Annotated in this window: 13 protein-coding genes and 1 pseudogene; 10 read left to right on the top strand and 4 right to left on the bottom strand. The window is 73.3% G+C overall.

What is annotated here, in order from left to right; genetic code table 11:
- The first annotated feature begins 78 nt into the window (after positions 1 to 78).
- The 3 genes from JYK04_RS22260 to JYK04_RS22270 all read left to right on the top strand — a co-directional run bounded on the left by JYK04_RS22260 (position 79) and on the right by JYK04_RS22270 (position 2,817).
- The gene (locus JYK04_RS22260) at positions 79 to 741 is read left to right on the top strand and encodes a DUF5819 family protein (RefSeq protein WP_229875374.1); all 663 of its coding nucleotides are present in this window, start codon (positions 79 to 81) and stop codon (positions 739 to 741) included.
- Positions 738 to 1,913 (top strand): HTTM domain-containing protein, encoded by a 1,176-nt coding sequence (locus tag JYK04_RS22265; RefSeq protein ID WP_229875416.1) that lies wholly within the window; start codon positions 738 to 740, stop codon positions 1,911 to 1,913. The genes JYK04_RS22260 and JYK04_RS22265 overlap by 4 nt, the downstream gene beginning before the upstream one ends.
- Before the next feature lie 139 nt (positions 1,914 to 2,052).
- Entirely contained in the window at positions 2,053 to 2,817 is a 765-nt protein-coding gene (locus tag JYK04_RS22270) for a TrmH family RNA methyltransferase (protein ID WP_189738175.1), read from the top strand.
- Here JYK04_RS22270 and JYK04_RS41330 read toward each other — a convergent pair.
- Positions 2,770 to 3,705: pseudogene (locus JYK04_RS41330) on the bottom strand (hypothetical protein); the annotation flags it as partial. The gene JYK04_RS22270 and the pseudogene JYK04_RS41330 sit on opposite strands and share 48 nt — an antisense overlap.
- Before the next feature lie 101 nt (positions 3,706 to 3,806).
- Between JYK04_RS41330 and JYK04_RS22275 the strand changes: the two are divergent.
- Complete coding sequence (locus JYK04_RS22275; protein ID WP_189738178.1) at positions 3,807 to 4,454, top strand: MerR family transcriptional regulator; 648 nt, start codon at positions 3,807 to 3,809, stop codon at positions 4,452 to 4,454.
- Between the two features lie 47 nt (positions 4,455 to 4,501).
- Here the strand turns inward: JYK04_RS22275 and paaN are convergent, their stop codons facing one another.
- On the bottom strand, positions 4,502 to 6,184 hold the full coding sequence (paaN, locus tag JYK04_RS22280) for a phenylacetic acid degradation protein PaaN (RefSeq protein WP_189738181.1): 1,683 nt from the start codon (positions 6,182 to 6,184) through the stop codon (positions 4,502 to 4,504).
- Positions 6,185 to 6,308: 124 nt separating this feature from the next.
- On the opposite strand from paaN, the gene JYK04_RS22285 reads away from it, so the two are divergent.
- The 3 genes from JYK04_RS22285 to JYK04_RS22295 are packed head-to-tail and all read left to right on the top strand — an operon-like array spanning position 6,309 to position 9,103.
- Complete coding sequence (locus JYK04_RS22285) at positions 6,309 to 7,853, top strand: 3-hydroxyacyl-CoA dehydrogenase (protein WP_189738184.1); 1,545 nt, start codon at positions 6,309 to 6,311, stop codon at positions 7,851 to 7,853.
- A complete protein-coding gene (locus tag JYK04_RS22290; RefSeq protein WP_189738186.1) occupies positions 7,850 to 8,437 on the top strand; it encodes a TetR/AcrR family transcriptional regulator in 588 nt (195 codons plus the stop codon). Before JYK04_RS22285 ends, JYK04_RS22290 begins: the two co-directional genes overlap by 4 nt.
- Before the next feature lie 45 nt (positions 8,438 to 8,482).
- Positions 8,483 to 9,103, top strand: coding sequence for a barstar family protein (locus tag JYK04_RS22295; protein WP_189738188.1), 621 nt, complete (start codon positions 8,483 to 8,485; stop codon positions 9,101 to 9,103).
- An 11-nt stretch (positions 9,104 to 9,114) separates the two neighbouring features.
- Here JYK04_RS22295 and JYK04_RS22300 read toward each other — a convergent pair whose 3' ends face one another.
- Complete coding sequence (locus JYK04_RS22300) at positions 9,115 to 9,678, bottom strand: Lrp/AsnC family transcriptional regulator (RefSeq protein WP_373297438.1); 564 nt, start codon at positions 9,676 to 9,678, stop codon at positions 9,115 to 9,117.
- Between the two features lie 178 nt (positions 9,679 to 9,856).
- On the opposite strand from JYK04_RS22300, the gene pdhA reads away from it, so the two are divergent.
- Genes pdhA through JYK04_RS22315 form a run of 3 tightly spaced genes read left to right on the top strand, consistent with a single transcriptional unit; the run spans position 9,857 to position 13,340 of the window.
- Complete coding sequence (pdhA, locus tag JYK04_RS22305) at positions 9,857 to 10,993, top strand: pyruvate dehydrogenase (acetyl-transferring) E1 component subunit alpha (protein WP_189738192.1); 1,137 nt, start codon at positions 9,857 to 9,859, stop codon at positions 10,991 to 10,993.
- Between the two features lie 47 nt (positions 10,994 to 11,040).
- Complete coding sequence (locus JYK04_RS22310; RefSeq protein ID WP_189738634.1) at positions 11,041 to 12,009, top strand: alpha-ketoacid dehydrogenase subunit beta; 969 nt, start codon at positions 11,041 to 11,043, stop codon at positions 12,007 to 12,009.
- Positions 12,009 to 13,340: a dihydrolipoamide acetyltransferase family protein gene (locus tag JYK04_RS22315; RefSeq protein ID WP_189738195.1), complete on the top strand. Its 1,332-nt coding sequence runs from the start codon at positions 12,009 to 12,011 to the stop codon at positions 13,338 to 13,340. The genes JYK04_RS22310 and JYK04_RS22315 overlap by 1 nt, the downstream gene beginning before the upstream one ends.
- Before the next feature lie 167 nt (positions 13,341 to 13,507).
- Here JYK04_RS22315 and JYK04_RS22320 read toward each other — a convergent pair whose 3' ends face one another.
- The gene (locus tag JYK04_RS22320) at positions 13,508 to 14,485 is read right to left on the bottom strand and encodes an NAD(P)H-quinone oxidoreductase (protein WP_189738198.1); all 978 of its coding nucleotides are present in this window, start codon (positions 14,483 to 14,485) and stop codon (positions 13,508 to 13,510) included.
- Between the last annotated feature and the right edge of the window lie 7 nt (positions 14,486 to 14,492).

Consider the following 14,492-nt stretch of genomic DNA (forward strand, 5'->3'; position numbering starts at 1 on the left):
GCTTCAATGGTGAGTCGGCGGCCCGTAGGGTGTCAACCTCTGAGGTCAACCCTGTGGACACCGGACGATCGGGTGGGGATGGATTCGAACGAGCACGAGCCCGCCGAAGGGGCCGCTCCGCCACCCCCGCGGACGCCCGGAATCGCCGGTCTGTCCGCCCCGTACCGGGTCGTGACCGCGCTGGCCCTGGGGGTGATCGCGGTCGCCGCCTGCACGCACCTCGCACTCGTCTTCCTGCACGTGGCCCCGAGCAACACCCTCAGCAAGCAGCACGCGAAGACGGTCGACGGCTGGGTCTACCCCGAGTTCGAACAGAACTGGAAGCTGTTCGCCCCCAACCCGCTGCAGCAGAACATCGCGGTGGAGGTGCGGGCGGAGGTCAGGACGGGCTACGGCGAGGTGGTCACCACGCCCTGGCACGACCTGAGCGCCGAGGACGGCGAGGCCATCCGGCACAGCCTGCTGCCGAGCCACACCCGGCAGAACGAGCTCCGCCGCGCCTGGGACTTCTTCACCGGCTCCCACGACGAGGACAACAAGCCGAGCGGCGAGCGCGGGCAGCTGTCCGAGGAGTACCTCCGGCGGATCGCGCTGAACAGGCTCCCCCCGTATCCGCGGGACGGGATCCTCCTGCGGATCCAGCTGCGCTCGGCGACCACGGCGGTGCCCGCGCCGAAGTGGAGCACCGAGACCACCGACACCCAGACCTACTACCGGGAGCTGCCGTGGTGGACGGTGTGAGACGCGCCCGCGAGGCGGCGGCCCGGACGGCCGCGCAGGTCACCGGGCGGGCGCTGGGCCCGTACCAGAGCGCCGTGGTCCGCATCGGCTTCGCCGCGACCTGGCTCTTCTTCCTGCTGCGCGAGTTCCCCAACCGCGCCGAGCTGTACGGGCCGGACGGGCCGTGGAGCTGGCACCTCGCGGAGCGGCTGATCGATTCCAACCACGCCTTCACGGTGCTGATGTGGTCGGACTCCCCGCTGTGGTTCGAGCTCGTCTACCTGGTGTCCGTGCTGGCGAGCGCGGGGCTGGTGCTGGGCTGGCGGACGCGGGCGACGTCCGTGGTCTTCATGGTCGGTGTGCTGTCGCTGCAGAACCGCAGCGTGTTCATGGGCGACGGCGGGGACAACGTCATCCACCTGATGGCGATCTACCTGGTGCTGACCCGGTGCGCGCAGGTCTGGTCGCTGGACGCCCGCCGGGCCCGTACGCGCGGCTCGGCGACGGCCGGGGCGGCCGGGCCGGTGCTGTGGGGCGTGCTGGGCGCGGTGTTCGCCTTCGGCGCAGTGACGGGCGGCTTCGGCTACGGCTGGCTGGCGGCGTTCGCGGCGGTGTGGGTGGCCTGCGGGCTGTGGTGGCTGGTCGACCGCAACGAGCCGGAGGGCGAGGGACGGGCGGTCCTGGACGTCCTGGCCAACCTGCTGCACAACGCGGGCATGCTGGTGATCATGGCGGAGGTCTGCCTGATCTACGCGACGGCGGGCTGGTACAAGATCCAGGGGTCCCGGTGGCAGGACGGGACGGCCCTGTACTACCCGCTGGGGCTGGACTACTTCAGCCCGTGGCCGGCGCTGTCGGCGCTGGTGACGGGCAGCGGGACGCTGGTGATGCTGCTGTCGTACGGGACGGTGGCGGTCCAGGTGGCGTTCCCGTTCACGCTGTTCAACCGGCGGATCAAGAACGTGCTGCTGGCGTTGATGATGCTGGAGCACGCGGGGATCGCGGTGCTGCTGGGGCTGCCGTTCTTCTCGTTGGCGATGATCGCCGCGGACGCGGTGTTCCTGCCGACCGGGTTCCTGGTGTGGCTGGGCGCGCGGGTCGTCGCGCGACGGCGGCGTGCGGTGGAGCCGGTGGCGGATCCCGCCGACCAGGTGCAGGTGCAGGTGCCGGCGCAGGTGCCCGCCCAGCGCTGACGGCGCCCTGCGGCGCCGCTCCCGGGGCTCCGCCCCGGACCCCGCGCCTCAAACTCCCCCGGCTACCGCTGGGAGGTGCCCCCTGGCGAGGCTGGATCATCCGGTCCGGGCGGCGTACGGCGGAGCTTAGGGTCGGGGTATGGACGACACGGTGCGGGAATGGCGGGAGGCCGAGCAGGCGGGGGATCTCGTGCTGCTCGACGGGTTTCACGCGCTGAAACACGCCCTGCGGTTCGGGGCCGACGTGCGGATGGCCATCGCCGAGGATCCCGCCGCCGTACGGGCGCTGGCCCGTGAGCTGGCTCCGGACGTCGAGGCCGACGTGGTGCGGCTGGTGCGGCGGGCCGGGCTCAAGGGGGTGCTGCCGCGCGTGCACCCCACCGGGGTCGCGGCCCTCGCGGTACGGCCCGACCGGGCCGCCGGTATCGCGGGGCTGGGGCGGATGCCCCGGCCGGCGCCGGTGGTCGTGCTCGACAACCCCCGCAATCTGGGCAACGTCGGAGCCGTCGTCCGGCTCGCCGCCGGCTTCGGCGCCACCGGCGTCGTCACCCGCGGCGACCTCGACCCCTGGCACCCGAACGTGGTCCGGGCCGGGGCCGGTCTGCACTACGCCACCACCGTCGAGCGCCTCGCACTGGACGAGCTGCCGCCCGGGCCGCTCTACGCGCTCGACCCCGAGGGCGCGGACATCCGCGCCCTCACCCTCCCGGACGACGCGCTGCTCGCCTTCGGCTCGGAGCGCCACGGGATCTCACCGGAGCTGCGCGCCCGGGCGGACCACCTCGTCTCCCTGCCGATGCGCCCCCAGGTCTCCAGCTACAACCTCGCCACCAGCGTGGCCATGACCCTCTTCCACTGGGGCGGCCCCCCGGCGGCCCACGAACACGGCGGCGAGGACTCCTAGGACGCCCCCGGCCGCGATCGCCGCGGCCGCGCCGAGCGTCGCCCCGTCCGGGTGGACCAGCGCCTGGCCGCGCAGCGCCTGCCAGGTCAGCAGGGCGAGCACCGCCGCGTAGACCCCGGCCGCGACCAGGGTCAGCCGCAGCCGCACCCGCTCCCGGCGCAGCAGGGCGAAGCGCCCGGCGAGGGCGGCCAGCAGGAGCACGAAGAGCGGGAGCAGCTGCAGGGCGTGCATGCCGAAGAAGTGCGGGATGCGCAGGTCACCGCCGGTGGTCGACCAGCCGGTCAGCGGCATGGCGGGTCCGCCGTCCGGCACCCCCACGCTGTGGGCGCCCGACACCGGTGCGTCGTCGACCGCGAGCTGCGCCTCGGTGGGGGTGGTCATCAGGAAGCCGAGTCCCGCCCCCGCGAGGGCGAGGACGGCGGCGGTCCGGATCGCCCAGGTGGTGGCCCGGTCGGCGACGCGGGACCGGAAGAGCAGGACGGCGACGACGAGCGTGGCCGTCCACAGCACGACGACGGTGACGGCCATGGCGCCGTAGATCTGCGCGTCGAGGGGGGTCTGCTGGTTGAAGTGGCTCTGCCGGCCGCGGATCACCTGACCCGTCATGAGCAGCATTTCCACCGTGCTGGCGGCGACGACGACGGTACCGGCCCACCAGGCGGGCCTGCGCAGTCGAGGGCGGGCGGCGACGGCCAGGGAGAGCATCCAGGCCAGGCTGAGCGCGTAGCCGACGAACGAGACGGCGAACTTGAAGGGCTTGGCCCAGATCGGCGCGCCGACCAGCACGCGGCCGTCGACGGCGAGACCCACGGCCGAGCCGACGGCCCAGACCGCCATCACGCCGGCGAACACGGTCAGTGGACGGTGCCAGGTACGTAACGCAGACATGGGACCCCCAAGGGAATGGATAGTGACGCTCGCCGCTATCTGATAGCCCCACTATCTATGATGGGCGGGGATCGGGGCAAGAAGAAACGAGTGAAAACGCCATGCGCATCGGAGAGTTGAGCCGCCGAACCGGGGTCCCGGTACCGACGATCAAGTACTACGTCCGGGAGGGCCTGCTTCCGCCGGGCGAGTTGAGCAGCCCCAACCAGGCCAGCTACGACGACGGGCACGAACGCCGGCTGCGGCTGATCCGTGCCCTGCTGGAGGTCGGCGGGCTGTCGGTGGCGGCCATCGGAGACGTCCTCGTGGCCATCGACGACAAGGAGCGGCCGGTGCACAAGCTGCTCGGCGCCGCGGCCCAGCGGCTGGTGCCCGCGTACGGCGACGGCGGGAGCCACGACGACGCCGAGGCGGTGCTGGCCCGGGAACGGGTGGCGCGGCTGATCGAGGCGCGCGGCTGGTGCATCCAGCCCGGGAACAAGGCGGCCGACGCGCTCGCGGCCGCCCTCGCCTCACTCGCGCGGGTGGGCCACGGCTCCTTCGCCGAACTGCTCGACGACTACGCCGACGCGGCCGAGCGGGTGGCCCGGGTGGACCTGGAGTACACGGCCCGCCATGCGGACCGCGAGGGCCTGGTCGAGGCGGTGGTCGTGGGCACGGTGGTGGGCGACGCGGTGTTCGCGGCCCTGCGCAGGATGGCCCAGGTGGACGCCTCCTCCCGCCTCTTCGCCGAGGAGCGGCAGGAGTAGGAGGAGGGGGCGCGGTCCACCCGGGCCGGGGTTCTGCGGTGACGCGGTTACGCCTGGCGGCGGACCTCCACCACCCGGAAGCGGTTCGCGACGAAGGCGCCGTCGCACAGGGCCGCGTTGGCCGCCGGGTTGCCGCCGGAGCCGTGGAAGTCCGAGAACGCGGCGGTCTGGTTGACGAACACCCCGCCGGTCAGGTTCAGGGAGAGCTGCGCGGACTCCTCCAGGCAGACCTCCTCGACGGCCCGCTCGGTGTCGGGGGACGTGGTGTACGCGCCCACCGTCATGGCGCCCTTCTCGCGCACCGTGCGGCGCAGCAGGTCGAGGGCGTCGGCGGTGGTGTCCACGGCCACCGCGAAGGAGACCGGGCCGAAGCACTCGGAGAGGTACGGCGCCTCCGGGTCCGCCTTGGCGGCGTCCAGCTTGACCATGACGGGGGTACGGACCACCGCGTCCGGGAACTCGGGGTTCACGACCTCCCGGGAGGCCAGCGCGACCTCGCCCAGGGCGGCCGCGGCCTCCAGCCGGGTCTTGACGTCCGGGTTGACCAGCGCGCCGAGCAGCGCGTTGGCCCGGGCGTCGTCGCCCAGCAGGCCGCCGACCGAGGCCGCGAGGTCGGCGACGACCTCGTCGTAGGTCTTGTGGCCGGCGTCCGTCGCGATGCCGTCGCGCGGGATCAGCAGGTTCTGCGGGGTGGTGCACATCTGGCCGCTGTACAGGGACAGCGAGAACGCCAGGTTGGACAGCATGCCCTTGTAGTTGTCGGTGGAGTCCAGGACGACGGTGTTGACGCCGGCCTTCTCCGTGTAGACCTGGGCCTGGCGGGCGTTGGTCTCCAGCCAGTCGCCGAACTCCGTGGACCCGGTGTAGTCGATCAGCTTGATCTCGGGGCGGACCGCGAGGGTCTTGGCGATGCCCTCGCCCGGGCGCTCGACCGCCAGCGCCACCAGGTTCGGGTCGAAGCCCGCCTCGGCCAGGACCTCCCGCGCGACCTGGACGGTCAGCGCGAGCGGCAGCACGGCCCGCGGGTGCGGCTTGACCAGCACCGCGTTGCCGGTGGCGAGGGAGGCGAACAGGCCGGGGTAGCCGTTCCAGGTCGGGAAGGTGTTGCAGCCGATCATGAGGGCGATGCCGCGCGGGACGGCGGTGAAGGTCTTGCCGAGCTCCAGCGGGTCCTTCTTGCCCTGCGGCTTCGACCAGTCGGCCTGGCCCGGGACCCGGGTCTGCTCCTCGTACGCGTAGGCCACGGCCTCCAGGCCGCGGTCCTGCGCGTGCGGGCCGCCGGCCTGGAACGCCATCATGAAGGCCTGGCCGCTGGTGTGCATGACCGCGTGCGCGAACTCGTGGGTCCGGGCGGAGATGCGGGACAGGATCTCGATACAGACCAGGGCGCGCGCCTCGGGTCCCGCGTCGCGCCAGGCACCCATGCCGGCCTTCATCGCGGGCAGCAGCACGTCCGGGTCCACGTGGGGGTACTCGACACCCAGCTCCGGGCCGAACGGGGACACCTCGGCGCCCGTCCAGCCGTCGGTGCCGGGCTGGCCCAGGTCCAGCCGCGTGCCGCGCACGGCCTCGAAGGCGGCGAGCCCGTCGGCGGGCGCGGTCTCGCCGTACGCCTTGGGGTGTTCGGGATGCGGGGACCAGTAGGCGCGGCTGCGGATCGCCGACAGGGCCTGGTCCAGGGTGGGCCGGTGCTTGGCGGACAGCTGGGGGACGGTGAGCTCGGCGGCCATCAGGGACCAACTCCTCGTTGAGCCGGGCGAAGGAGAGCAGACTGGAGTTAGAGTAACCGAACGATCGGTCGGGACAAGAGGGCCCGGCGGACCTGTGGACAAGTGTGTGCGGGAGGATCAGGGCATGACAGCAATCGAGCGGTCCCGCACAGTGGCGGTCGTCGGCGCCGGCACCATGGGGCAGGGCATCGCCCAGGTCGCCCTTCTCGCAGGTCACCGCGTGCTGATCTACGACATCAACGCCGCGCTCGCCGCCGACGGCGTCGGTTTCGTCCAGGACCGGGTCGACCGGATGGCCGCCAAGGGCCGGCTGGACCGCGCCGAGGCCGAGGAGGCGATCGGCCGGATCGCGTCGGCCGGCGACCTCGCGGACCTCGCCGGGGCCGCCCTCGTCATCGAGGCGGTGGTCGAGAACGTCACCGTGAAGCAGACGCTCTTCGCCGCCCTGGAAGAGGTGGTCGCGCCGGACGCGCTGCTGGCGACCAACACCTCCTCCCTCTCGGTCACCGAGCTCGCCGCCGGGCTCGCGCACCCCGGCCGCTTCCTCGGCCTGCACTTCTTCAACCCGGCCCCGCTGCTCCCGCTCGTCGAGGTGGTCAGCGGTTTCGCCACCGACCCGGCCGCCGCCGAGCGCGCGTACCGCACCGTCCTCGGCTGGGGGAAGACGCCGGTCCGCTGCGCCGACACCCCCGGGTTCATCGTCAACCGGATCGCCCGCCCCTTCTACGCCGAGGCCTTCGCGGTGTACGAGGAGCAGGGCGCCGACCCGGCCACCATCGACGCCGTGCTCCGCGAGAGCGGCGGCTTCAAGATGGGCCCCTTCCAGCTGACCGACCTGATCGGCCAGGACGTGAACGAGGCCGTGACCCGCTCGGTGTGGGAGTCCTTCTTCCGCAGCCCGAAGTTCACCCCCTCCCTCGCCCAGCGCCGCCTCGTCCAGTCGGGCCGCCTCGGTCGCAAGACCGGGCACGGCTGGTACCCGTACGGTCCGGACGCCGAGCCCGCGCTCCCGCACACCGCCGCGCCGGAGGAGGCCCCGGCGAAGGTCACCGTCGTCGGGGACCTCGGCCCCGCCGCCGACCTGGTCGACCTGCTGGAGGAGGCCGGGATCGCGGTCGCGGCCACCGCACAGGGCGGCCCGTACATCCAGCTCCCCGGCGAGGGCCAGCTGGTCCTCGCGGACGGCAAGACCTCGGTGGAGTTCGCGGACGTCGTCTACTTCGACCTCGCCCTCGACTACCGCGGCGCCACCCGGATCGCGCTCTCCGCGAGCGCGGACACCAGCGAGCGCACCCTCGCCGAGGCGATCGGCCTCTTCCAGAAGCTGGGCAAGCAGGTCTCCGTGATCGGCGACGTCCCCGGCATGATCGTCGCGCGGACCGTCGCGATGCTGATCGACCTGACGGCCGACGCGGTCGCCCGGGGGGTCGCCACCGCCGAGGACATCGACACGGCGATGCGACTGGGTGTCAACTACCCGCTGGGACCGGCCGAATGGCACGACCGGATCGGCCGCGACTGGGCCTACGACCTGCTGCACAACCTCGACGAACGCGTCCCCGGCGGCCGCTACGCACCCTCCCTCGCCCTGTTCAAACTGGGCTACGAGGACGGCGACGGGGCCGGCGACGACGAGGGCGACCAGGACGACACGGGGGAGAACGAATGACGACGGCCAAGCGGGACACCTACACCCCCGAGACACTGCTCTCGGTCGCCGTCCAGGTCTTCAACGAGCGCGGCTACGACGGCACCTCGATGGAGCACCTCTCCAAGGCCGCGGGCATCTCGAAGTCCTCGATCTACCACCACGTCGCGGGCAAGGAGGAGCTGCTGCGGCGAGCCGTGAGCCGCGCCCTCGACGGGCTCTTCGGGATCCTGGAGGAGCCGGGCGCGGTACGCGGCCGGGCGGTCGAGCGCGTCGAGTACGTCACGCGCCGCACCGTCGAGGTGCTGGTCGGCGAGCTGCCGTACGTGACCCTGCTGCTGCGCGTCCGCGGCAACACCCGCACCGAGCGCTGGGCGCTGGAACGCCGCCGCGAGTTCGACCACCAGGTCGCGGACCTGCTGGGGGCCGCCGCGGCGGAGGGCGACCTGCGGGCCGACGTGGACATACGCCTCGCCACCAGGCTGCTCTTCGGCATGGTCAACTCCCTGGTCGAGTGGTACCGCCCGCACCCGGGCGCCGGCCACGCCCAGCTCGCCGACGCGGTCGTCCACCTCGCCTTCGACGGCCTGCGCACCACCCGCTGACCCCCTTGGACCGCACCCCGGGCGGCCGGGGTGCGAGCATGCCGCATGAGTACCTTCCTCCCCACGCTCACCGAACGCCGCTCTCCCTGGGTCACCTTCACCCGCGCCGATGACCCCTGGGTGGCGCGGGCGGAGGCCGAGCTGCTCGCGCGGGACGGGCTGGTGCTGCGGATATCCGGCGGCGAACTGGACACGGAGGCCTGCGTCTACCGGACGTTCGCCCGTGAGCTGGGCTTCCTCGGGTACTTCGGCCACAACTGGGACGCGATGGTCGACTGCCTCGGCGACTGGCACGGTCCCGGGCACGGCAAGCAGGACGTCGCCGTGATCATCGACGCCGCCGACGACCTGCTCGGCGCGGACTTCCTGGGGGTCTTCGTCTCCACCCTGGCCCGGGGCGCGTGGCGGGCGAACTTCATGGTCGACGCGGACGGGGACCCGGACGAATGGGCCGACCCCTTCGCTTTGCACTTCGTCTTGCTGCTGGACCGCACCGAGCCCGCCGCGTTCGCCGCGAAGGTCGTGTCCCGGGACGGAGACCTGCGCGAGGCGGTGGTCGACGGGCGGCTGCTCGTCACCCTGACGGACGTCGACTGGCCCGGCGGTGACCCGGTGTGGCCGCCGGCCGGCGGGCCCCTCGCGCCGGCGGCCCGGACCCCTGCGTAGCGCGGACGGCCCTACTCCTCCGAGATCGTCGGGCCCGTCCCAGGGCCCGGGGACAGCAGATCCGTTTCCTCGAAGACCAGCAGGGTGCGCGTCGAGAGGACTTCCGGGATGGCCTGGAGCCGGGTCAGGACCAGCTCGCGCAGGGTCCGGTTGTCCGGGGTGTGCACCAGCAGCAGGACGTCGAAATCGCCGCTGACCAGCGCGATGTGCGCCGCGCCGGGGAGCTCGCGCAGCTGCTCGCGGACCGTGCGCCAGGAGTTCTGGACGATCTTCAGCGTGATGTAGGCGGACGCGCCCTGGCCCGCGCGTTCGTGGTTGACGCGGGCCGTGAACCCGCGGATCACCCCGTCGTCGATGAGCCGGTTGATCCGGGCGTAGGCGTTCGCCCGCGAGACGTGCACCTGCTCCGCCACCGACCGTATCGAGGCGCGGCCGTCCGCCTGGAGCAGCCGCATGATCGACCGGTCGATCGGATCCAGGGGCCGGGGTGCGACGGGAGGGCCCGAAGTGGCTCCCGGGGTGCCCCCCGGCGCGGCCGGTGCGGAACCCGTTCCGGCCATTTGTTCATCCGGCATTGCCCGATGCCTCCCTCTCCTGGACGTCCTGCATCCATCCCAGGGCCCCGGCGCCCGTTTGTCCACAGCCTGGAGCCGCCTGTAGCCAAATTGCCCAGACAACCGAACAATCGGTAGGTGAGGGGCCTCACACCCGGGGCACCCCCTGCCCGCTTCCCACGAGGAGGTGTACGCCGCCATGACGGTCCAAGAGCTGCCCGGTGCCGGTGCGTCCCACCGTTCCACCCAGCCGCCCGCCTGGAGCCCCCGCACGGATGCCGCGCCGCTGCTGCCGGACCCCGAGCCCTACCGGGTGCTGGGCACCGAGGCGGCGGACCGGCTCGACCCGGAGCTGATGCGCCGCTGCTACGCCGAGCTGGTGCGCGGCCGGCGCTACAACGCCCAGGCCACGGCGCTCACCAAGCAGGGCCGGCTCGCCGTGTACCCCTCCACCGTCGGCCAGGAGGCCTGCGAGATCGCGGCCGCACTGGTCCTGGAGGAGCAGGACTGGCTGTTCCCGAGCTACCGGGACACCCTGGCGGCCGTGGCGCGCGGACTGGACCCCGTACAGGCCCTGACGCTGCTGCGCGGCGACTGGCACACCGGGTACGACCCGCGCGAGCACCGCATAGCCCCGCTCTCGACCCCGCTCGCCACCCAGCTGCCGCACGCGGTGGGCCTGGCGCACGCGGCCCGGCTGCGCGGCGACGACGTCGTCGCCCTCGCCATGGTCGGCGACGGCGGCACCAGCGAGGGCGACTTCCACGAGGCGCTGAACTTCGCCGCCGTCTGGCAGGCCCCGGTGGTCTTCCTCGTACAGAACAACGGCTTCGCGATCTCCGTCCCGCTCGCCAAGCAGACCGCCGCCCCGACCCTCGCCCACAAGGCCGTCGGGTACGGGATGCCCGGCCGGCTGGTCGACGGCAACGACATCGCCGCCATGCACGAGGTGCTGTCCGAGGCGGTCCGGCGGGCCCGGGCCGGTGGCGGTCCGACCCTGATCGAGGCCGTCACGTACCGGATGGAGGCCCACACGAACGCCGACGACGCGACCCGCTACCGCGGTGACGCCGAGGTCGAGGCCTGGAAGGCGCACGACCCGGTCGATCTGCTGGAGCGTGAGCTGACCGCCCGCGGGATCATCGACGAAGCGGCGATCCAGGCGGTGCGCGACGACGCCGAGGCGATGGCCGCGGCGCTCCGCGAGGGGATGAACGCGGACCCGGTGGTGGACCCGATGGACCTGTTCGCGCACGTGTACGCGGAGCAGACGGACCGGCTGCGGGAGCAGGCGGCCATGCTGCGCGCAGAGCTGGAAGCCGAGGACCAGGCGTGACGACGGTGGCGGCGAAGTCCGCGAAGTCGGGGGCCAAGCCCGCGACGATGGCGCAGGCCCTGACCCGGGCGATGCGCGACGCGATGGCCGAGGACCCGACGGTCCACGTGATGGGCGAGGACGTCGGGACGCTGGGCGGGGTCTTCCGGATCACGGACGGGCTCGCGAAGGAGTTCGGCGAGGAGCGCTGCACGGACACCCCGCTCGCGGAGGCGGGAATCCTGGGCGCGGCGGTCGGCATGGCCATGTACGGGCTGCGGCCGGTGGTGGAGATGCAGTTCGACGCCTTCGCCTACCCGGCGTTCGAGCAGCTGATCTCGCACGTGGCGAAGATGCGCAACCGCACCCGCGGCGCGATGCCGCTGCCGATCACCATCCGGGTGCCGTACGGCGGCGGGATCGGCGGCGTGGAGCACCACTGCGACTCCTCCGAGGCGTACTACGTGGCCACGCCCGGCCTGCACGTGGTGACCCCGGCGACGGTCGAGGACGCGTACGGGCTGCTGCGCGCGTCGATCGCGAGCGACGACCCGGTGGTCTTCCTGGAGCCGAAGCGGCTCTACTGGTCGAAGGCCGACTGGCGGCCCGAGGCGCCGGCGGCCGTGCCGGGCATCGGGAAGGCACTGGTCCGGCGGACCGGCACGAGCGCGACCCTGATCACCTACGGGCCCTCCCTGCCGGTGTGCCTGGAGGCGGCCGAGGCGGCGCGCGAGGAGGGCTGGGACCTGGAGGTCGTGGACCTCCGCTCGCTGGTCCCCTTCGACGAGGACACGGTCGTGGAGTCCGTACGCCGTACCGGGCGCGCGGTGGTGGTCCACGAGGCCGGCGGCTTCGGCGGACCGGGCGCGGAGATCGCCGCCCGGGTCACCGAGCGGTGCTTCCACCATCTGGAGGCGCCGGTGCTGCGGGTGACGGGCTTCGACATCCCCTACCCGCCGCCGATGCTCGAGAAGCACCACCTGCCGGGTGTGGACCGGATCCTGGACACCGTGGCCCGCCTGCAGTGGGAGAACTGATGCCGCAGGTAATGGAATTCAAGCTTCCCGATCTCGGGGAGGGCCTGACCGAGGCCGAGATCGTCCGCTGGCTGGTCGCGGTGGGCGATGTCGTCGCCATCGACCAGCCGGTGGTCGAGGTCGAGACGGCCAAGGCGATGGTGGAGGTTCCGTGCCCCTACGGCGGTGTGGTCACCGCCCGCTTCGGGGAGGAGGGCACGGAACTTCCCGTCGGCGCACCGCTGATCACCGTGGCGGTGGGAGCGGCGTCGCTCCCGCAGGCCCCGGCCGCGCAGGCGGCCGAGGCCGAGGGCTCCGGCAACGTGCCCCGGCCGCTGATCGGCTACGGCGAGGACCACTCGCGCCCGGCGCGTCGGCGACGGGTGCGACCCGTCACCGCCGCGGTGTCGGCGCCGGTCGTCGCCGCTCCGGTGGCGCCGGTCGTCGCGGCTCCGGTGGCTCCGGCGGCTGTCGCCGGGCCGGTGCCCGTCATCTCGCCGCTGGTGCGCAAGCTGGCCAAGGACGGCGGGGTCGACCTCCGCGCGCTGACGGGGTCGGGGCCCGAGGGGCTGATCCTGCGGGCCGACGTCGAGGCGGCGCTGGCCGCGCTGCGGGCGCCCCAACCGGCGCCGGTCGCCGCGGCGGCGCCCGCGGTGGCGGCGCAGGGCGAGCGGATCCCGCTCAAGGGAGTGCGCGGGGCGGTCGCCGAGAAGCTGTCGCGCAGCCGCCGGGAGATCCCGGACGCCACCTGCTGGGTCGACGCGGACGCCACCGAGCTGATGGCCGCCCGGGCCGCGATGAACGCGGTCGGCGGGCCCAAGATCTCGGTGCTCGCGCTGCTGGCCCGGATCTGCACGGCCGCCCTGGCCCGGTACCCGGAGCTCAACTCCACCGTGGACCTCGCCGCCAAGGAGATCGTCCGGCTCCCGTCGGTGCACCTGGGCTTCGCCGCCCAGACCGAACGGGGCCTGGTGGTCCCGGTGGTCCGGGACGCGCAGCACCGCAACCCGGAGTCCCTGTCGGCGGAGTTCGCCCGGCTGACCGAGCTGGCCCGGTCCGGGAAGCTGGCTCCGGCCGATCTGACCGGCGGCACCTTCACCCTGAACAACTACGGGGTGTTCGGGGTCGACGGCTCCACGCCGATCATCAACCACCCCGAAGCGGCGATGCTGGGCGTGGGCCGGATCATCGACAAGCCGTGGGTCCACGAGGGGCAGCTGGCGGTCCGCAAGGTCGTCCAGCTGTCGCTGACCTTCGACCACCGGGTCTGCGACGGGGGTACGGCGGGCGGCTTCCTCCGCTACGTCGCGGACTGCGTCGAATCCCCGGCGGTCCTGCTCCGGAGCCTGTAGGCCGCCGAGGGCCGGTGTCCTGGGGCTCCGCCCCCGAACCCCCGCGCCTCAAACTCCCCCAGCTACCGCTGGGAGGGGCCCCCGGGCGGGGCTGTATTCCAGCCCGTCCGGCGCTTGAGGACCGGGGGTTCGGGGGCGGAGCCCCGCAGCGGCGCCGCGCCCGGCCTTCACACCGTGAGCAGCAGCTTGCCCACGTGGGCGCTGGACTCCATGACCCGGTGGGCCTCGGCGGCGTCCCGCATCGGGAACGCCGCGTGGACCACCGGGCGGACCCGCCCCGCGGCCACCAGCGGCCACACGTGCTCGCGCACGGCGGCGACGATGGCCGCCTTCTCCTCCAGCGGGCGGGCGCGCAGCGAGGTGGCGGTGATCGCCGCCCGCTTGGCCAGCAGCGCGCCGAGGTTCAGCTCGGCCTTCACCCCGCCCTGGAGCCCGATCACCGCGAGCCGCCCGTTCACGGCCAGGGCGTCCACGTTCCGGGCGAGGTACTTCGCGCCCATGATGTCCAGGATCACGTCCGCCCCGGCCCCGCCCGTCGCCTCGCGCAGCGCGGCCACGAAGTCCTGCTCGCGGTAGTCGATCAGGATGTCCGCGCCCAGCTCCTTGCAGCGCGCCAGCTTCTCCGGGCCGCCCGCCGTCACGGCGACCGTCGCGCCCACCGCCTTCGCCAGCTGGATCGCCATGGTCCCGATCCCGCTGGACCCGCCGTGCACCAGCAGGGTCTCGCCGGGGCGGAGCCCCGCCACCATGAACACGTTGGACCACACGGTCGTGACGACCTCGGGCAGCGCGGCCGCCGTCACCAGGTCCACGCCCGCCGGGACCGGCAGCAGCTGCCCCGCCGGCACGGCCACCCGCTCCGCGTACCCGCCGCCCGCCAGCAGGGCGCACACCTCGTCGCCCACGGACCAGCCGGACACGCCCGGCCCCATCGCGGCGATCCGCCCGGAGCACTCCAGCCCCGGATGGCGCGAGGCGCCGGGCGGCGGATCGTAGAACCCCTGTCGCTGGAGGACGTCGGCGCGGTTCACGGCGCTCGCCGCGACCTCGACGAGGACCTCGCCCTCGCCCGGCACCGGATCGGATACGTCGGCCCAGACGAGGGCCTCGGGGCCGCCGGGCTGCTCGATGGTGATCGCATGCATGGCCCGG

Source organism: Streptomyces nojiriensis (assembly GCF_017639205.1).
GTDB lineage: Bacteria > Actinomycetota > Actinomycetes > Streptomycetales > Streptomycetaceae > Streptomyces > Streptomyces nojiriensis.